The sequence below is a fragment of the Arthrobacter sp. NPDC090010 genome (genome assembly GCF_044748305.1).
Lineage (GTDB): Bacteria > Actinomycetota > Actinomycetes > Actinomycetales > Micrococcaceae > Arthrobacter_E.
This window is the reverse complement of sequence record NZ_JBIVFT010000013.1, coordinates 52,853-70,466: the sequence shown is the minus strand read 5'-3', so window position 1 is coordinate 70,466 and position 17,614 is coordinate 52,853. Positions and strand designations below refer to the sequence as shown.

The window sequence follows — 17,614 nt, the reverse complement described above, 5'->3', positions numbered from 1 at the left end:
ATGTAGATTATCGGTGCTTTTAGAACATCCTTGGATCTGTTGCCTTGTGTGTTGTCGTGCTGACGAACCTCTTACTCAAAAGCGTCAGATCCGCTGTTCAGGAGTGAACCGCAGAACGTTAGTGTCCCTGCGGATGAAGCCGAGCGACTCGTACAGTCGCAGCGCCGTCTCACGTGATGGCCGTGAGGTCAGCTCCAATGAGCGAAAGCCGCGATCAATGGCAATGTCGATCATTGTCGCCAGCAGGAGTCGTCCGATGCCGTGTCCACGCATCGTCGCGTCCGTGACCACGTCCTCGACGAATCCGCGGAACCCGGTCGGCAACGGAAACGAGACGAGCGTCGCCATGCCGACGATTTGATCATCGACACGTGCGACCAGTAGTTCAGTTGCGTCATGGCTGAGCAGCGATTCCATGCGAACGCGGTCGAACGTCGCGGAGGACGACAGCTGCCCGAGCAGGCCCTCAAGTGCGTCCGCGTCGGAGTCTGACAATGCTGCAAGTGTTTCGATCGTCGCCGTCTTACTCATGTATCGACGCTACCCGACAAGGGGGCCCGACTCCCCCGTACTGGCATCTCGTGCCGGCAATGTTGAGGGTCTACGATTCTCCTCATGAGCGACACTGCAATCATCACCGGCACCTCCTCTGGAATGGGTCTGTACGCGGCAATCAGTCTGGCGAAGCGAGGCTTGAACGTCGTTGCGACTCTCCGCGACACCGGACGAGCCGACCGGCTTCGCGACGCGGCCCAGGAGGCCGGTGTCGAGCTCGATGTTCGTGCATTGGACGTCACCGATCATGCGGCCGCCGCGCAGTTGGTCGCTGATGTCATCAAGGACTACGGGCGGATCGACGTCCTGATCAACAATGCCGGACAAGGCTGCGTCGCAACGGCGGAGCAGCTCAGCATGGAGCAGATCCAGGCGCAACTCGACGTGAACTACCTGGCACCCGTGAATCTGACGAAGCTGGTTCTGCCGGGAATGCGGGACCGTGGCCGCGGCCGGATCCTGACCATCACCAGCGTCGGTGGCGTCGTCGGTCAGCCCTTCGCCGATGCGTATTGCGGTGCGAAGTTCGCCGTCGAAGGTTTCATGCAATCGCTCCACGTCGTCGCCGCCACGTTCGGTGTGCACGTGGGCGTGATCGAGCCCGCGGCGGTGGCCAGCGAATTCGTGAACAACGTCGAGCGTCCCGCCGACGCTGGTGCCTACACTCCCCTACTGGACGCCTATCTTTCCCGCACCGCAGGTGCGTTCGCCAATGCGCAGTCTCCGCAGAGCGCGGGAGAAATGATCGCCGACGCCGCCGCCTCGGCCGACACCTCCTTCCGTCGGCAGTCCTCGGAGGCCGCCACCGCGTTCGTCAGTGTCTCGCTGGCAGACCTTGATGGCGGACGGGTTCAGGAGTTCACGGCGCCCTGGATCGGCTGATCCAGGGCGAGCAGTGCAGCGCGCACTCCCTCTGCCGCATAACGCTGCTTCGGGTGGCTGATGGCGGTCTGCTCGGCAAGGGTGCTGAGTCCGGCGGCCGTGGCAGGATCAATGCTCTGCGGGTAGCGCAGTATGGCCAGTTCGAGCTGACCGAGAAGGGCGCTTCGTCGTCCGATGAGCTGGTGGAACATCTCCCAGGCACGGCCATCTCCGTGCATTGCGAGCAGGTAGGCAGCCTCTGCTCGTATCTCAAGCGACGGCGAGGTCGCCTGCGCATCCGCTACCGCCGCGGACTGCTCATTCCAGGCAGCGGTCTCCCCGGGGCGGGCGACTGGCTCCCACATGGGATGTGAGATGTACCGCTCCGAGGCATTCCGGACAGCATTGAGAAGAAGAGCTGCCGTTTTCGCGCCGCCGCGCGGGCGACGTCGGCGTCCGCGGAGCGGAGTCCGTCCGAGATCTCGGCCAGCTCCTGCGCCACGACCGCGGCGCGCCGGGCATAGCGTTCAGAACTCAGCAACTCGCCGATGCGGCCGTCCCGTGAGTCCTGACCGGTGTATGTCATGGCTCAATCCTCCGTTCCGTCGATGTCCTCACCGCGCCGCCGCCTCGGGCCGGCGTGCCTCGCAGCGCTTCGACATGCCGTTGCTGGATGGCCGTGACAGTGCTCAGGAAGCGCCGCACTGACGCGAGCTCGTCCGCGGTGAAGTCTCCCGCGACGACGGCCGTCGACTCCTCGATGTGCGGACCGATGATCTCCCAGATCGCGGTCTGGGCTGACTCCGTGATCTTGACGATGACGCGCCGCCCATCACTCGGATGAGGACTGCGTGTCAGATGCCCCGCCTGCTCCAGGCGGACGAGCATCGTTGTCACGCTGCCGGTGGTCAGTCCGAGGCGATCGGCGATCTCCCGCGGAGAGATACCCCTCTCCCCCGCCGTGACCGCGAGTTCCAAGCAGCGGAGATCTGTTTCGTTCACGCCCAGGATGCGGGCGGACTCCCGGTCGAAATCATCGACGACGGCCTGATATTCCTGCACCACCGGCCCGAGCGCGGCGACGGAACTTTCAATGTCGCTTGACAATCAAGCTACCTCCTTCTCACAATAGCTTGATAATCAAGTTACTACGTCGGATGCCCGAACACCATCCGACGGGATCGGCAGGAGTCATGTCTCACGCACTCATCATCGGAGCGGGAATCGCAGGCCCGGTCCTCGCCGTCGCCCTGAGCAAAGTCGGTATCGACGCGACACTCTACGAGCGCGATGCGCCGGATCAGGACCGCCTCGGCGCCTGGATCTCCTTCCAGGCCAACGGCATGGACGCCCTGCGTGCGGTCGGTCTGGCCGCGCCTGTCGAAGAACTCGGCTATCCGATGGATGACATCAGCTTCATCAATGGCAAGGGCAAACACCTCGGGAGAATGCCGATGGCCGCACGGCGGCCGGACGGGCAGGTGTCCCTGCTGATGCCCAGGGCCGAACTCTACCGAGCGCTGGCAGATCAGGCACGGGCCCACGGGGTACGCGTCGAGTACGGGAAGGAGTTCGTGACGGCGGAGGCGACGGCAGACGGCGTCACCGCACGATTCGCGGATGGCAGCGTGGCCATGGGCGATTTCCTCGTCGGTGCAGACGGCATTCATTCCCGCGTTCGGACGACCATCGACCCGGACGCCGCCGTACCCCGCTACGTCCCTGTGCTGAATACCGGAGGGTACATCCCTGGCTTCACTGTCGAAGCGCGGCAGAGGGAGTTTCTGATGCAGTTCGGTACGAAATGCTTCTTCGCGTGGATGCCGACTCCCGACGGAGGAACGGTCTGGTTCGCCAACCCTCCGATGAAACACGAGCCTGCCAAGGGAGTGCTCTCCGGAATGAGTGACGCCCAATGGCGCGGCTGGCTCCATGAGCTCATGGACGGAGACGCCGGGCCTGCCGCGGCGATCATCGACGCGGCCCCGGGCCCGCTGACCGGCTGGACGACGTATGACATGCCGGTGGTGAAGCGGTGGCATGACGGCGCCGGACGCATGGTGCTGATCGGCGACGCCGCTCATGCGACGGCACCCTCAGCCGGCCAGGGGGCCGCCATGTCCCTGGAAGACGCCGTCGTCCTGGCCCAGTGTCTGCGCGACTGCCCGGATGCCGCGGCAGCCTTCGCGCACTATGAACTATTGCGCCGCGAACGGGTCGAGAGGATCGTGAAGCACGGACATCGAAGTTCCAACCAGAAGGCAGCGGGTCCGGTGGCCCGTCTGCTGCGCGATGCGATGCTCCCCATGATCTTCCGCCGCGCCGAACGCGATGGCGGCGAGTCGATGATGTGGTTGCAGGGTCATCATCTCGACTTCGATTCGCCCGTCACGCCCATCATCGCGCGCGCCTGATCCGGCCGCTTGCGCCGTGTGGTTCAGGGACGTCGGCTCGCCACGGACATGCGGTCCAGGAGCTGCTTCAAGGGTTCGGGCTCCTCCCCCGGCTCCAGCTCGGCGGCGAGTTCTCCGGCGAGCAGTTCCTTCCGTCCGGAGGCCACCCCGCAAAAGCGATGCAGCTGCTCGGCCAACGGCCGGCCCTGCCAGGCCGGCTGTTGCTGCAGTGCCGTGAGTTTAGGGCGAAGACCAAGCCGTTCGACGACGGCGACCGTGCGGCGCGTGCCGAGTGCCCGGATCAGTTCCTCCTCCAGGTCGGAACGGCAGAGAAAGAATCCGTGGTGCGGCAGTTCATCAACATGGTCGACGGGTGTCCCGATGGCTTGCAAGGCCTTGAGGACGAAGCGTGCCTCGCCTTCGTCGCACAGTCCGAGTGCGTCGTGGGCGACGCCGACGCGGGAGGACTCCACGAGGGCACGCCGGATGTTCGTCACTCCGCCGAGATCGACGAGTCGTATCTTCTGCAGCCCGAGTCCACGTCGACGGGCGAGGGACGAGACGGCCGCCACGTCGCTGACGCCTTCCAGGAACACGGGCACCGCCTCCATCCGATCGTTCCCTCGGCTTTCCGTCAAGTGGTCCATAGCGGCCAAGTCTGACAGCCTGTCTTAGAGCTGCCCGCAAGCCGCGCCGCCGCACATCATCGAAGGGAAGACCCGTGTCGAAGCATCATCACGGCAAGCAGGAGGACGGCACACTGAGCCGGTCTCCGCGAATCACCGAAGTCGAGCCCGGCGTGTTCTTCGTCCAAGGGACGTCCTCCAATTGGACCATCGTCCTGGATCAGGAAGGAGACACCGCGGCACGCCGGGGTTTCACGCTGGTGGACAGCGGCTATGCCGGAGACTATCCGCTGCTTCTTGAATCACTGTCATCGCTGGATCTCCACCCGACGGAGTGCGTGGCCCTCCTGGTCACCCACGGCCACGTCGACCATATCGGCGCGGCGCAGAAGCTGTCGGCTGAACACGGTGTCCCGGTCTGGTGCCATGAGCTGGAATCCGGCAATCTCGTCGGGCCGAAACGCGAGCAACTGAGCCTCCTTCAGGTGCTGCCCCGGCTCATCAGCCCACGGGTCAGGCATTGGCTCCGGCAGGCTCTCCGTCTCGGGGCCTTGGAGAAGGTCTCGATCACGCCGGCGAGGACCTTCCTGGACGGCGAGCGACTGGCAGTGCCGGGCGAACCCACCGTGGTGCACTGCCCTGGACATACGGCCGGGTCATCGGCGTTCCTCTTCGAGAGGTCCGTCGGAGGTGTCCTGGCGACAGGCGACGCACTCGTGACGGGACATGAGCTCCTTGACAGCCCGGGCACTGCCCAGCTCTTGCCGGGCTTCTTCACCGCCGATCAGACGAACGCCCTGCTCAGTTTCGCCGCGCTCCGGAAAAGGTCTCCCGCGTTGATCCTGCCGGGCCACGGCGAGCCTCTCCGGGCTACTCTGTCGTCGTGACACCGGGCTGTCCCGATCCTCTCAATCATCCAGACGAGGCAACGGCGGGAAGAGCGGAATCGGCAGGCCCTCCCGCTCGTCTTCCCAGATGATCGAACTGATCCGCCAGCCCGTGGAAGCGCGCACGCAGTGGATCCCTTTCAGCCCGCGGCCGCGATGGTCCAGGCCGTCCTGGCTCCAGGACTTGGCATAGCCGCACCACAGCTGGGCGATGTCTCCGAACAGATCGATCCGGGCGCTGTCGGCCCACTCACGGAATCCGAGGAGCTCTCCCCGGCTGAGCAGCTCGACCCGGGGTTCGATGAACTCCGCAACTCCGTACACCGCCGTCGAGCCGTTACCGGCACGGATGATCACGGCCTCAGGGAGGAGGGCCTCACGGAGGATCCCGGCGCCACGGTGGACGGCAGGACCTGGAACGAACGCGGAGAAGAAACGCTGGAGCAAGTCGATGATCTCCGCCCGGTCCTGAGCGGACTGCCCGGAACGGCCACCTCCTGCGTCTCTCAGATGGTGGTGAACCTCGTGGAGGAAGGTGGCGCACAGCTGGTTCAGTGTGAGGGTCCGGCCTCCCGAACGTCGGCCCGTCCGCTCCCCCTGAGCGGTGGAACAGGCCTCCAGCGCCGCAGCCGCGGCCGCAGCCCATCGGCTGAGATCATCGGCGATCGCCAAGGGTTCCTCCGTCCAGTACGCGTGCTCTTGTGCCGCCGCGTCCTGGTCCCAGTCCGGATACTCAGGGTTGTCGAAGGACAGGATCATGCTCAGCCGTGCCGGAAGCAAGCGGCACAGATCCCGGACGTGGCAGGCGTACTCGACCGGGGACCACACCGTGGGCATGGGCCGGTGTCGTACGTCATCGCTACGGAGAGCCTCCTCCCAGCCGGGCATGACATCGCGCAAGCGGTGCGCCGTTTCCTGAGGGGTCAATTCCCCCGCGGGGAAGCCGCACTCGGTGCAGCCGGTCTCAAGGACCCCTGACCAATCACGGGTTTCGCGTGGTGGCGGCTCCGGCGACCCGGTCCGCATTTCCTGGGAATCGTTGATCGCGCTGGACACGGCGGCTCCTTAGCTTGCCTGGCGGGTTTCTCATCAGCTTCACATCGCGGCAAGTGCCTGGCAAGAGCCGCCTTGCACTGCTCGGTGAGTCATGGGACGGTGGGGCCGTGATCCTGAACATCCGCCCTGAGCGATCCGATGACTTTCCGGCTGTCCGCGCCCTCGTCGCGACGGCATTCCGCACCGCACCGCACGCAGCGCCAGCGGTGGACTCGACGGGCGATCCGGGCGAGGCGACGCTCGTCGAATGGCTGCGGACGGATCGCTCATATCTGCCGGATCTGGCGCTGGTCGCCGAACTGGACGGTGCCGTCGTCGGGCACGTCATGACCACCCGCTCCGTCCTGGAACAAGACGCGACGGGGAGCGCGGAGGTCCCCGTCCTCGGACTCGGGCCGATCTCCGTCCGTCCGGACCACCAGAAGCTGGGCATCGGCTCGGCCTTGATCGATGCGACGATCGCCGTCGCGGAACGGAACCGCGAGAAGCTGATCGCCCTGCTGGGCGATCCTGGCTACTACGGACGGCACGGCTGGGAGCCGGCGACCCGGCACGGGGTGGCCTCCCCCGATCCCTCCTGGGGCGAATTCTTCCAGGTCAGGCTTCTTGCTGCGTACGACGGCGAGGTCGGCCGGTTCCGCTATGCGGAACCGTTCTCCCGGCTCGGCTGAACGCTGCGACGCACGCCCTTGCCAGGGGCCGCAGCGCGGTATTTGATGAGGGCATGTCAAAGACAGCGCGTGCCAGCAATAGTGTCGTGATCTCAGCTTCCCCGGAGGTGGTCTTCGCCTTCTTCGCCGATGCGGAGAACGATCCGCGCTGGCGGTCAGGAGTCGCATCGATCCGCCGCAAGGGCGACCTCGCCGTCGGTGTCGAATATGAGCAGACCGTTGCGGGGCCCGGTGGCAGACCGATCTCCGCGGACATCCGGGTGACGGCCTATGAACCGCCGTCGCGAGTCGACTTCGAAGGCATCAGCGGCCCTGTCCGGCCGCGGGGTGAGTATCGCTTCGAGCCCGAAGGGTCCGGCACCAGAGTCACGTTCACTCTGGAGGCCGAACTTGGAGGCCTGAAAGCCCTCGTCATGAGTGGGCCGGTCCAGAAGACCATGAACGCCGAGGTGTCAGCTCTGGAGCGGGCCAAAGCGCACTTGCAACAGGACTGAGTGCCCTGAGACGGGGGTGCCCCAGGACAGAACTGATGGCAAGCTGTACTGAACGAGGACGTTAGTCAATCGTGAGAACGGTGGCTGGTTCTCGCAGGCCGTATGCGGACGGTGTTGGTTGTAGTGGTGTAGCCACGCTTCGAGGGCGTCACGGCGTTCCTGCTCGCTGGAGTAGCAACGAGCGTAGGCCCAGCCGTCGGCCATCGTGCGGTGGAAGCGTTCGACCTTGCCGTTGGTCTGCGGCCGGTACGGGCGCGTGAATTTCGGTCGGATCGACAGTGCCTCGCACGTGTCACGCCACAGGTACGACCTGTACGCGCCGCCGTTGTCGGAGAGAACTCGCTCTCTGGTGACGCCCCGATCGGCGAACCAGTCGACGGCCCGGTGCAGGACACCGACGGCGGTGACGGCAGTCTCGTCGTCGTGGATCTCGGTGTAGGCGACGCGAGAGTGGTCGTCGATGACGGTGTGGACGAAGGCGTACCCGAGCTTGGGGTTGTACCACTTGCTCTTGGGTCTGTCCGGGGTGGCGGCACGGTTCTTCTCGCCCTGGCGACGGCCGACGTAGCGCCAGCCACCGCCATCGGGAATGTTCCCGAGCTTCTTCACATCCACGTGCACGAGCGCCCCCGGGTGGTCGTGTTCGTACCGTCGGATCGGTTCACCGGTTGCTCGGTCCACGTAGGAGAGACGATTCACGCGCCCGGCGACGAGGATTCGGTGCACGGTCGACGGCGCGATGCCCGGGCGGGCGGCGAGCTGGACTGGCCCCTCGCGCAGGCGCATGCGCAGGCTGACACACCGCTTCGCCACCGCCTTGTCTGTCTTGTTCGGTGACGTTTTTGGCCTGGAGGACCGGTCCTGCATCGACTCGCCGGCGCGGTAGCGGTCGACCCACCGCTTTACCGTCGGCCAAGAGACCTGGAAGCGGGCGGCCACCTCACTAATCGGATAGCCGCCCTCGACGACGAGCCGGGCGACGATCAGGCGATGGCGCGGCGTCAGAGTCGCGTTTGCATGAACAGCACTCATGAGGAGCCCTCAACATCACCATGGCTACTGGCGTCACCGCGTGATGTCAGCGGCGTGGATAGCAGTACGAGGGCGCAGATGACACCGCTCACGAGAGCCCCCGCTCCAACACCGACCGCTGCGGCAAGGCCTGTTGTTGCCGCGAGCACCAGCGTCTCAATGGTCATCCGCGTCGTGCTGAACAGACCCGCACCAGCGCCTCCGCGTGTGGCCGGCACCTTGGCAAGGCCTTGACCGTCTGGGATGCCCTGGCTCGCGCCGAGGCTCACTCCTAGGCACAAGGCGGCGAGAATCACGGCTACCTGGCTGAAGGGGGAGGGAACTGCCGCGAACGCCGTCAACACGCTGGCGACGCCGCACACCAGGAGGCAGAAACTGACGACTTTTCTCGGTGCACGTCGTGTCAATGACGCAATCAACAGGGGCAAGATCGCGGGGGCTGCAGTGACCAGGACGAGACAGGTCGTGATCAATGCGGGTGACGTCTGCCCAACCGCGAGGAGCGGAAGCAGAGCTAGGGCGCTGACCAGGCAACCCATGAAAGCACCCGAGGCGGTTGCGTACCAACGGAACTCAGGGATGACGAGCAGGTCAAGCGGGAGTGCGGGCGAGTCTGCACGCACCTCCTTGCGAACGAACGACACACCGACCAGCGCGGTCGCGGCGGCCGACATGATCAGCGTCGCAGGCGGGGCGGTTCCGATCAGACCCAGGATCACACAGCCAGCTGCCACCAGACCTGCGAAGGTCAAGACTCCCGCTGAGTCCACTCGTTCCGTGTCGTGTGGCCAGTCCGGCAACCGGATCGAGGCCGCCGCCGCTACGAGGGCCAGCACCGCGGGCACCGCGAAAACGGCGCGCCACCCGAGGGTGCCGACCAACACCTGACTTAGCAGTGGACCAACCGCGAGGCTCGCGCCCAAGACCACGCCGCTGTATCGGTACACACGAGGGCGGTGTGCAGGCTGGAACGCGGCCAAAATCATGGAGGAACCTCCGGCCGCGCACATAGCAGCACCCAAGCCAGCGATGGCACGCAGGGCGATGAGGGACTCGGTGGTTGTAGCTAGCGCCGAAGCGATCCCTGTCACTGCGACGAGGAGATTCCCAGCGAGGAAGAAGCGTGCACGATTCGTCCGGTCGGCGAACCGCCCAGCACCAAGCAGCGTGGCCGCGAAGACTGTGTTGTAGGCCAAGACCACCCAGACGGCGAGACCGGCGGGCGCGTGGAGCTCGGCGCCAACGATCGGAACGACTGCAGTCGAGCCGGTGATGGCCAGCGGGAATACGGCCGTGGAGACGAGGTCCGCCAGGAGTGCACGACGGGCTACCGAAGACATGCCAGAACAGGGATCAAGAGAAGACACAAACAGCTGCTTTCCGCGAAGATTTCGAGCGCTCAAAAATGCGCTCCGGACTCAAGGGGTCAGGAGCGGCAGCTGGACGGGCCGCCGCCGCTATCAGCGACGGCGCAGCGTGTCTGTTTTCGGCACCCACTCAGCGTAAACGGTCGACCTCAGCCGATCCACCCCCGTATTGGCCGGAAGCACCAGCCCCAGCCGAGCCTTCGATCAACGTCCTCGGTCAGTACAGCTAGCCATCACACAGCCCCGACATAGCAGGGGGCGCGAGCATGGGAGCAATGAAAGGACTCCCTCTCAGGGGAGCTGAACTCCCAGGAGCTGGCCATGGACACGATTGCCGACCCCGCCTGGCGTCTTGCCCCCGCAGGGCGCCGGGACACTGAAAGAAGACCGGACTATCGTCGTGCACTGCGCAGACGCCTCTTCTCGGCCGACCTCGCCGTCGTCCTCTGCTGGGCCTCAACCGCCTTCGCCGTCTCGCTGTATCTGCTCAGCGGTGGCCTGGCTGACCTGAAGACTGCGGCCGACGCCGTGAACGGCATCGGGATCGTCGCCGGCCTCGCAGGTACGAATCTCATCCTCATCATGGTGCTGCTGGCTGCTCGGATCCCATGGCTGGACCGTGCTGTCGGTCAGGACGTGGTCATGGCCTGGCATCGCAGGCTCGGCAAACCGGTGCTCTACCTGATCCTGGCCCATGCGGTCCTGCTCACCGTCGGTTACGCGCTGCGGGACCGGATCGACGTCGTCGCGGAGACGGTCGCCTTCTTCAGCTCGACCGATCTGGTGTATGGCTACCTGGCCTTCGCCTTGCTGCTGGCTGTCGTGGTGACCTCTTTGCTTGCGGTGCGTCGCCGTCTCTCCTATGAGCTGTGGCATCTGACGCACTTGCTCAGCTACGCAGCTGTGCTGCTGGCCCTGCCGCACCAGCTGAGTATCGGAGGGGTCCTGGCGCAGGGTACGGTGCAACGGATCTACTGGATCGGGCTCTACGTCGTCGCCTACGGTGCGATTCTGTGGTTCCGCATCGTCAAGCCTCTCCTGCTCTCCGCCCGTCACGGTCTGCGCGTCGCGCGGGTGGAGCAGCACGCGCCCGACGTCGTTTCTCTCCATCTCAGCGGGCGTGGGCTTGACAGCCTCGGGGTCCGCGGCGGACAGTACGCGAACTGGCGGTTCCTGAGCGCCCGGGACTGGTGGCACGCGCACCCTCTCTCCTTCTCTGCAGTACCCGCAGATGGTTCGTTGCGGCTGACCGTCCGGACGGCCGGTTCGGGGACCCACGCTCTCTCCCGCGTGCGGCCGGGCACACGCGTCCTGTTCGAAGGGCCGTACGGGCTCTTCACCCGCGACGCGCGCAGCTCCCCGCGGGTCGCCATGGTCGCGGCAGGAATCGGGGTCACTCCCCTGCGCGCCCTCCTCGAAGACCTCAACCCGTCACCCGGGGAAGCCACGGTGCTGCTCAGGGCGTCGACGGAGTCACAGCTCTATCTCCTGGACGAGATGGAGGCTCTGTGCCAGAGCTCGGGCACCGCACAGTACGCGGATCTCGGTGCACGTTCCGAGGTTCGTTCCCCGTGGCTGTCCGCCGCTTCGGTCGCGCGCGGTGTCAGCCTGGACTCCGTCTTCCCCCGCTTGAAGGACTCGGACCTCTACATCTGCGGCCCCTCGGAGTGGGCCGAATCCGTGGCGCAAGACGCCGTCGAGGCTGGTCTGAAGGATCATCAGATCCACGTTGAACGGTTCGACTGGTGAGGGCGCGCACAGCCCTTGGCGGAGTGCTCTCCTCTGCTGCGATCCTGCTCGGGGCGTGGAGCATGAGCAAGGCGCCTGCCACGCACGGTGCCGCGGCCGCCGCTGTCGTGCCGTCAGCCACCTCGTCCGCCGCAGCGGGGAATGGGACGGCGTCCAGCGGAGCCACCGTCGCGCCGACGCCCTCCGCTGTCACCTCCTCAGGGGCGTCTTCCACATCCGGTGCCACAGGCACCTTCACAGGGAGCACGGTTCAGACGCAATATGGAAATGTCCAGGTCCAAGTCGTCATGTCCAAGGGAACCATTACCGATGTGGTGGCACTGCAGCTGACGGACCGGGACGGGCGATCGCAGCAGATCAGCAGCATGGCGGCCCCGATCCTCCGTCAGGAGGTCCTCGCCGCCCAATCGGGGTCCGTGGACACCGTCTCGGGAGCGACCTACACCTCGGAGGGCTACCTCCAGTCGCTTCAATCGGCATTGGATCAGGCACATTGAGGAGCATCTGATGGCCAACACGGTCTTCCGTTCGATGGGCACCGTAGTGAGCGTCCTGCGACCGGGCCCGTCCCTGCCGCAGCGGATAGGGCAAGCCTTGGAGGAGGAGTTCCGGTGCTGGGATGAACGGTTCAGCCCCTACGATGAACGCTCCGAACTGAGCAGGATCGCCCGGGGCGAGGAGTCACCTTCGTCCGCCAGCAGCCCGTTCCGCGCCAGTCTGCATCGAGCGCTCGGCTGGCAGGAGGCCACGGAATCCGCCTTCTCGGTCTCCTCCCCCGACGGCCGGCTCGATCTCTCAGGCATCATCAAGGCTGAGGCGATGGAGGCTTCCGGGGCCATCCTTCGGGATGCGGGCGTCCGGGACTGGCTTCTCAATGCCGGCGGCGACGTGCTGGTCTCCGGTCACCACTTCGGGAACCCGTGGCGCGTGGGCATTGTGGACCCCGTGGACCGCGGTGCGCTACTGACCTCCGTCGAGCTGGACGGGAACTGGCGGGCGCTTGCCACCTCGGGCGTCTCCGAGCGAGGGGAGCACATCTGGGGCCCGGCGGGCCGGGAGGGGTTCGCTCAGGTCTCGGTGCTGGCCGAGGACATCGTCACAGCAGACGTCCTCGCCACGGCGATCATGGCGGGTGGACGGCGAAGTCTCGATATGGCACAGGCGCGCTGGAACGTCGACGCCCTCTGCGTGGAGCGCGACGGCGGCCTGCTCGTCACGCCGAGGCTCGGGGCACGGATCTCGCCACCGTCTCTCGGCGGCGCGGGCGCACCGGCTGCCTGAGGCGGGTCGCACGGGGCCACGGAAGCGACGGTGGGTACCCGGAGAACCCGGGTACCCACCGTCGTTGTCCGGACGAGCACTGTCCAGACGAGCAGCACTCAGTGCTGCGAATCACCGTCCTGCTGGTCCTTGGACTTGCCACCCTTCACGCCGCCGTCCTTGACCTTCAGTCCCAGGGCGTTGACCACGCTGAAGAAGACCTCGGTGTTGTCATGGAATCGGTTGAAGTCCGCCGAACCGGGACCCGAAGCGACCAGAGCCACGTCGTCGACACAGTGAACACAGTTGGTTTCCGTGTACGGCAGATTGCCCTGCTGCAGCTCGCCACCGGGCTGGTGGGCCGGATTCGGCACCGCCTTGCCCGTGGAGTCCAGCAGCGAGGGCTGCACCGGCACCGGGTTGGGGACGAAGTGGTCCGTGTGATCGGGGTGGTTGGACCACCCGAAGAACAGGCCGATCTCCGGATTCGGATCATCCGGGAAGCCGTCGCCGTTGCTGTCGACATACGTCGGGAAGCCGGCCTCGCCGTAGACGCCGTTGGCCGGCCGGTCCTGATTCTTCCGCCGGTCGTGGGTGCCCACGATGCTCATGGAGTGATTGTGGTCGGCGCACACCACGATGAGCGTCTCCTCGCCGTGGTCTGCGGCCCACTTCTTGGCCAGGCCGATCGCCTGATCGAACTCGATGGTGTCGTAGAGCGCCCGGGGGCCGTCCATCGGGTGTTCCTGCTTGTCGATGGAGGCGCCCTCCACCATGAGGAAGAAGCCGTTGGGCTTCTTCTCAAGGACCTTCAGGGCTGCTGCCGTCATGTCGGTCAGTTTGGGCTGGTCGTTCCAGTCGCCGAGGACCTTCGGATCTTTGAGCACGGCACGGTCCAGATAGACGTTCATGTGACTCATCTGGAACTGGCCGAGAAGCTTCTGCGGGGCCCGGCCACGAACGGCCTGCTGCAGTTCTGTGGCGTTGGTCGCGACCGCGAAGCCCTTGGTCCGGAACTCGTTGACGAGGTTCCGTTCGTCCGGGCGCTTGGAGCCCTTCTGGCTCTTCGGCAGCAGGTATGCCAGACCGCCACCCATCAGGACATCGGGGGTGCGGACCGGGTCCAGGACCTGATCCATGATCGAGATGTACTCGCTGCGGCGGCGCGTGTGCGCCATGACGGCGGCGGGCGTGGCGTCCTGGATCTCGGCGGTGGTGACGACACCGATGGCCATGTTCCTGCTCCGCTTGAGCAGCTCGGCCATCGTCTCGACGCGCGGGTGCTTGTCCGGGTCGGGGTCGTTGCCCTCGTAGACTCCCAGCGCGTTGACCGCGGACTTGTGGCCCGTCATGTACGCGTGCATGGAGTTGGCGGAGTCGGTGGCGATGGAGTCCGAGCCGGAGGTGCTGATGATGCCGCGGGCCTCCATCTGATCCATCTCGAGCAGGCCGTTGTACTTGCCTTCCGTGATGCCCTTGGAGAGGATACGGGCACCGGTGATGGCGCCCTGTCCCATGCCGTCGCCGAGGAAGAAGATGACATTGCGGGCCTTGCGGCCCTGGCTCTTCGCCTCGACCACCTCGTGATTGACCGAGAACTCCCGGGTGGTTCCGCCGCTGGTGACCCGGACGCGGACCACGAAGTCCCCTGCGTAGGGGTACGAGAGCTGCTTGTAGGTGACCTCAAGGCTGTCGGCCGCGCTGCTGGAGCGCACCGGGGTGCCGCTGAGGATGGCGGCCGGGCCGCGACGGCCGGAAACGGAGATCTCGATCCGGGCCGTCTTCGGGTCCACCTGTCCGGCTTCGACGCGCAGGTCGAAGCGTGCCCCGACCAGGAACTTCGCGCGGTTCAGCGGAAGGATGCGGATGGATCCATTGGCAGCGCCACGGATTTCGGCGCCGATGGTGCGGGCCGTGAAGGCGTGAGGTCCGACGGCGGTGAGTCCCGCCGTCGTCGGAGCCTGAACGGTCGCGGCGTGAGCCACGCCGTCACCGAGGCCGACGACGGCGACGGCGGCCAGGGAGCCTCCGCTGACGCGGAGGAGATTGCGGCGGGAAAAGCCGGAGCTTGGGGTCTGATCCTGATCGTTACTCATGAAAGGGTGCTGCCTCTCAGTGGCCTGGGCTGGCGCCCAGGAGGTGGTCATGACAGAGAGGCACGCTAGCCAAGCGGTGTGCCGGGTGCGCCAACCGGAGGTGTCCCGCACACAGCGGCAGGGTTAACGCACGGAGAACTCCCAGGCAGCGACGGCCTGCTTTCGCGCCGGGAAAAGCTCCTGGGCTGGAGAATGGAGACATGAGCATCATCAAGATCAACGCCATCACCGTGCCCGCCGACTCCGGAGACGAACTGGCCAAACGGTTCGCCGGACGCGCGGGCGCCGTGGACGGGCAGCCAGGCTTCGAAGGCTTCGAACTGCTTCAGCCGACCGACGGGCGCACCGTCTGGCTCGTCCTCACCCGCTGGGCCGACGAGGCCAGTTACGAGGCCTGGCGCGCATCGGCATCCTTCGGGCACGGTCACGGCCGAGGCGACTCAGGGGAAACGGCCGCCCGTCCCAAGCCTGTCGGAGTCTCGGCGGAGGTCTGGAGTTTCAGCGTCGCGGAGCTCTGATCCGGCGCTTCACCATCGCATCCGGCCCTCTCAGCCCGCGTGGCGTCCTCGTGGTCTCTTTGTAGACTTCCCGGGTGAACGCCATCCATCATCTCGAGTTGTGGACACATGACCTGGAGGACGCCTTCCCGTCCTTCAACTGGTTGCTGGACCGACTGGGGTTCGGCCTCGACCGCGGAGACGACTGGCCCCAGGGGCGGATCTGGCGCCACCCTGGGGGTTTCTATCTGGTCCTGGAGCAGTCCCCCGACGTCGTGGGCCGCAGCCATGACCGGCATCGTCCTGGCCTCAACCACGTGGCGTTCTCCGTCCCGTCACGCGCGGTGCTGGACGCCGTTCGCGACGAGGCGGCAGCGCATGACTGGCAGCAGCTGTTCGCCGACCGCTACCCGCATGCGGGCGGCGAACAGCAGGAGGCCCTGTACCTGGTCAATGGGCAAGGCTTCGAAGCCGAGCTCGTGGTCGTCGGCTGAGCACGCCGGTCATTTCACCAGCAACTGCAGTGCGATGAGCACCATCGTGACCGCGATCGCGCCGTCCAGGATCCGCCAGGCTCTGGGTTTTGAGAAGACGGGTGCAAGGAACTTGGCGCCGAAACCCAGCAGGGTGAACCACAGCACGCTGGCCACAGCCGCTCCGGCTCCGAAGATCCAGCGGGCGTCACCGTGTGCGGCGCCGAGTGAACCGAGCAACAGCACCGTGTCGAGGTAGACGTGGGGATTGAGCCAGGTGAGTGCGGCCACGGTCCCGAGAGCCGCCCAGAGGCCGCCTCCACTGGAACCCGCGGTGGACAATGCACCGTTCTTGCTGAGGACCCGGCGCGCCGCGGTGAACGCGTAGAAGAGCAGGAAAGCGGCCCCTGCCCACTTGGCCACCTGAAGGATCCACGGTGCAGCGGTGATGATCGCGCCGATGCCGGAGATCCCCGCGAAGATCAGGACGGCGTCGCTGACCATGCACAGCACCACCACGGCCGCCACGTGCTCACGCAGCAAGCCCTGCCGCAGGACGAAAGCATTCTGTGCACCGATGGCGATGATGAGCGAAAGTCCGGCACCGAGGCCGGCAAGAAAAACGGGGAATTCACTGAGAAGCACCCTAGAACGCTATCCAGCAGACGCTCTCAAGTGAAGCTAATTATTTTCACGGTCCATTAGAATTGCTAATGTGATTGCTCATCCGGATCAGCTCCGTGCCCTCAGCGCCGTCGTCGAGCACGGCACCTTCGACGCGGCCGCGCTCGCTCTCCACGTCACCCCCTCCGCCGTGAGCCAACGGATCCGCGCCCTTGAGCAGCAGATCGGCAAGGTCCTGCTGCTGCGTACCAAGCCGGCCATGCCCACGCCGCCAGGCCGTGCGGTGCTGCGGCTCGCCCGTCAGATCACGCTGTTGGAGCAGGAGACCGCCGTCGAACTCGGCCTGGAGGATCCGCACGGCGGACGGATACCGCTCGTGGTGAACGCCGATTCTCTCGCCACCTGGGTGCTTCCTGCGCTGGCGTCCCTGGACGGGCAGAGTTTCGAGTTGCTGGTGGACGACCAGGACCACACCACCTCCTGGCTCCGGGAGGGCGTCGCCATGGCCGCCATCACCTCGGACACCAGCCCGGTCCCGGGCTGCCGGGTCACCCCCCTGGGGACCATGAGGTACCACGCGATGGCGAGTCCCGGGTTCGCTCGGCGCTGGTTTCCCGACGGCGTCGATGAAGCATCCCTGAGCCGGGCGCCCATGCTGAATTTCAACCGCAAGGACAGCATCCAATCCCGGTTCCTGGACCACCACCTTCCCCAGGGCTCGCCACAGCCCCCATGCACGCTGATCCCTTCCAGCGCCGAATTCGTGAAGGCCACGGAGCTCGGCATCGGCTGGTCGATGCTGCCGGACATCCAGACGGAGGACAGCATCACCACCGGGAGACTTGTGGTGCTCGACCGGACGAACCCGGTGGATGTGAGTCTTCACTGGCAGCAGTGGGCGGTGGCCTCGAAAGCTCTCGGACTGGTCGCGGATGCGCTCAGGACCGCCGCTTCCCGGAGGCTGCTTCCCTAG

General features: G+C 65.8%; 20 protein-coding genes. 11 read left to right on the top strand and 9 right to left on the bottom strand.

Annotation, left to right across the window (positions count from 1 at the left end; all coding sequences use genetic code 11):
• Positions 1 to 84: 84 nt before the first annotated feature.
• Positions 85 to 531 carry a GNAT family N-acetyltransferase gene (locus ACIPXZ_RS16125; RefSeq protein ID WP_400596156.1) on the bottom strand — a complete coding sequence of 149 codons (447 nt, stop codon included), beginning with the start codon at positions 529 to 531 and terminating at the stop codon, positions 85 to 87.
• An 84-nt stretch (positions 532 to 615) separates the two neighbouring features.
• Here ACIPXZ_RS16125 and ACIPXZ_RS16120 point away from each other — a divergent pair, with 84 nt between their 5' ends.
• A complete protein-coding gene (locus ACIPXZ_RS16120; RefSeq protein ID WP_400596154.1) occupies positions 616 to 1,437 on the top strand; it encodes an SDR family NAD(P)-dependent oxidoreductase in 822 nt (273 codons plus the stop codon).
• Here ACIPXZ_RS16120 and ACIPXZ_RS16115 read toward each other — a convergent pair.
• Positions 1,407 to 1,781: a hypothetical protein gene (locus tag ACIPXZ_RS16115; RefSeq protein WP_400596152.1), complete on the bottom strand. Its 375-nt coding sequence runs from the start codon at positions 1,779 to 1,781 to the stop codon at positions 1,407 to 1,409. The two genes, ACIPXZ_RS16120 and ACIPXZ_RS16115, sit on opposite strands and share 31 nt — an antisense overlap.
• 217 nt (positions 1,782 to 1,998) lie before the next feature.
• Entirely contained in the window at positions 1,999 to 2,523 is a 525-nt protein-coding gene (locus tag ACIPXZ_RS16110; RefSeq protein ID WP_400596150.1) for a MarR family transcriptional regulator, read from the bottom strand.
• A gap of 86 nt (positions 2,524 to 2,609) precedes the next feature.
• On the opposite strand from ACIPXZ_RS16110, the gene ACIPXZ_RS16105 reads away from it, so the two are divergent.
• Positions 2,610 to 3,830, top strand: a complete 1,221-nt coding sequence (locus ACIPXZ_RS16105; protein WP_400596148.1) for an FAD-dependent monooxygenase — start codon at positions 2,610 to 2,612, stop codon at positions 3,828 to 3,830.
• A gap of 23 nt (positions 3,831 to 3,853) precedes the next feature.
• On the opposite strand, the gene ACIPXZ_RS16100 is transcribed toward ACIPXZ_RS16105, so the two are convergent.
• Positions 3,854 to 4,456: a hypothetical protein gene (locus ACIPXZ_RS16100; protein ID WP_400596146.1), complete on the bottom strand. Its 603-nt coding sequence runs from the start codon at positions 4,454 to 4,456 to the stop codon at positions 3,854 to 3,856.
• A 74-nt stretch (positions 4,457 to 4,530) separates the two neighbouring features.
• Here ACIPXZ_RS16100 and ACIPXZ_RS16095 point away from each other — a divergent pair, with 74 nt between their 5' ends.
• Positions 4,531 to 5,322, top strand: a complete 792-nt coding sequence (locus tag ACIPXZ_RS16095) for an MBL fold metallo-hydrolase (protein WP_400596144.1) — start codon at positions 4,531 to 4,533, stop codon at positions 5,320 to 5,322.
• A 21-nt stretch (positions 5,323 to 5,343) separates the two neighbouring features.
• Here ACIPXZ_RS16095 and ACIPXZ_RS16090 read toward each other — a convergent pair whose 3' ends face one another.
• Positions 5,344 to 6,378: a DinB family protein gene (locus ACIPXZ_RS16090; RefSeq protein ID WP_400596142.1), complete on the bottom strand. Its 1,035-nt coding sequence runs from the start codon at positions 6,376 to 6,378 to the stop codon at positions 5,344 to 5,346.
• 107 nt (positions 6,379 to 6,485) lie between these two features.
• Here ACIPXZ_RS16090 and ACIPXZ_RS16085 point away from each other — a divergent pair, with 107 nt between their 5' ends.
• Entirely contained in the window at positions 6,486 to 7,049 is a 564-nt protein-coding gene (locus tag ACIPXZ_RS16085) for a GNAT family N-acetyltransferase (RefSeq protein WP_400596140.1), read from the top strand.
• Positions 7,050 to 7,102: 53 nt separating this feature from the next.
• The gene (locus ACIPXZ_RS16080; protein WP_400596138.1) at positions 7,103 to 7,543 is read left to right on the top strand and encodes an SRPBCC family protein; all 441 of its coding nucleotides are present in this window, start codon (positions 7,103 to 7,105) and stop codon (positions 7,541 to 7,543) included.
• Here the strand turns inward: ACIPXZ_RS16080 and ACIPXZ_RS16075 are convergent.
• Together ACIPXZ_RS16075 and ACIPXZ_RS16070 are read right to left on the bottom strand one after the other, a co-directional pair.
• Entirely contained in the window at positions 7,502 to 8,575 is a 1,074-nt protein-coding gene (locus ACIPXZ_RS16075) for an IS481 family transposase (protein ID WP_400596136.1), read from the bottom strand. The genes ACIPXZ_RS16080 and ACIPXZ_RS16075 overlap by 42 nt on opposite strands.
• The gene (locus tag ACIPXZ_RS16070) at positions 8,572 to 9,915 is read right to left on the bottom strand and encodes an MFS transporter (protein WP_400596134.1); all 1,344 of its coding nucleotides are present in this window, start codon (positions 9,913 to 9,915) and stop codon (positions 8,572 to 8,574) included. Before ACIPXZ_RS16070 ends, ACIPXZ_RS16075 begins: the two co-directional genes overlap by 4 nt.
• Positions 9,916 to 10,263: 348 nt before the next feature.
• Here ACIPXZ_RS16070 and ACIPXZ_RS16065 point away from each other — a divergent pair, with 348 nt between their 5' ends.
• Genes ACIPXZ_RS16065 through ACIPXZ_RS16055 form a run of 3 tightly spaced genes read left to right on the top strand, consistent with a single transcriptional unit; the run spans position 10,264 to position 12,972 of the window.
• Positions 10,264 to 11,691, top strand: coding sequence for a ferric reductase-like transmembrane domain-containing protein (locus ACIPXZ_RS16065; RefSeq protein WP_400596132.1), 1,428 nt, complete (start codon positions 10,264 to 10,266; stop codon positions 11,689 to 11,691).
• Positions 11,688 to 12,188, top strand: a complete 501-nt coding sequence (locus tag ACIPXZ_RS16060) for an FMN-binding protein (RefSeq protein WP_400596130.1) — start codon at positions 11,688 to 11,690, stop codon at positions 12,186 to 12,188. Before ACIPXZ_RS16065 ends, ACIPXZ_RS16060 begins: the two co-directional genes overlap by 4 nt.
• A 10-nt stretch (positions 12,189 to 12,198) precedes the next feature.
• On the top strand, positions 12,199 to 12,972 hold the full coding sequence (locus tag ACIPXZ_RS16055) for an FAD:protein FMN transferase (RefSeq protein ID WP_400596128.1): 774 nt from the start codon (positions 12,199 to 12,201) through the stop codon (positions 12,970 to 12,972).
• Positions 12,973 to 13,070: 98 nt separating this feature from the next.
• On the opposite strand, the gene ACIPXZ_RS16050 is transcribed toward ACIPXZ_RS16055, so the two are convergent.
• A complete protein-coding gene (locus ACIPXZ_RS16050; protein ID WP_400596126.1) occupies positions 13,071 to 15,047 on the bottom strand; it encodes an alkaline phosphatase in 1,977 nt (658 codons plus the stop codon).
• Positions 15,048 to 15,247: 200 nt separating this feature from the next.
• Between ACIPXZ_RS16050 and ACIPXZ_RS16045 the strand changes: the two genes are divergently transcribed.
• Positions 15,248 to 15,565 (top strand): antibiotic biosynthesis monooxygenase family protein, encoded by a 318-nt coding sequence (locus ACIPXZ_RS16045; RefSeq protein WP_400596124.1) that lies wholly within the window; start codon positions 15,248 to 15,250, stop codon positions 15,563 to 15,565.
• A gap of 74 nt (positions 15,566 to 15,639) precedes the next feature.
• Positions 15,640 to 16,038 carry a VOC family protein gene (locus tag ACIPXZ_RS16040; protein WP_400596122.1) on the top strand — a complete coding sequence of 133 codons (399 nt, stop codon included), beginning with the start codon at positions 15,640 to 15,642 and terminating at the stop codon, positions 16,036 to 16,038.
• 9 nt (positions 16,039 to 16,047) lie between these two features.
• Here ACIPXZ_RS16040 and ACIPXZ_RS16035 read toward each other — a convergent pair whose 3' ends face one another.
• Positions 16,048 to 16,662 (bottom strand): LysE/ArgO family amino acid transporter, encoded by a 615-nt coding sequence (locus ACIPXZ_RS16035; protein ID WP_400596120.1) that lies wholly within the window; start codon positions 16,660 to 16,662, stop codon positions 16,048 to 16,050.
• A 70-nt stretch (positions 16,663 to 16,732) separates the two neighbouring features.
• Here ACIPXZ_RS16035 and ACIPXZ_RS16030 point away from each other — a divergent pair, with 70 nt between their 5' ends.
• Positions 16,733 to 17,614 carry a LysR family transcriptional regulator ArgP gene (locus tag ACIPXZ_RS16030; RefSeq protein WP_400596118.1) on the top strand — a complete coding sequence of 294 codons (882 nt, stop codon included), beginning with the start codon at positions 16,733 to 16,735 and terminating at the stop codon, positions 17,612 to 17,614.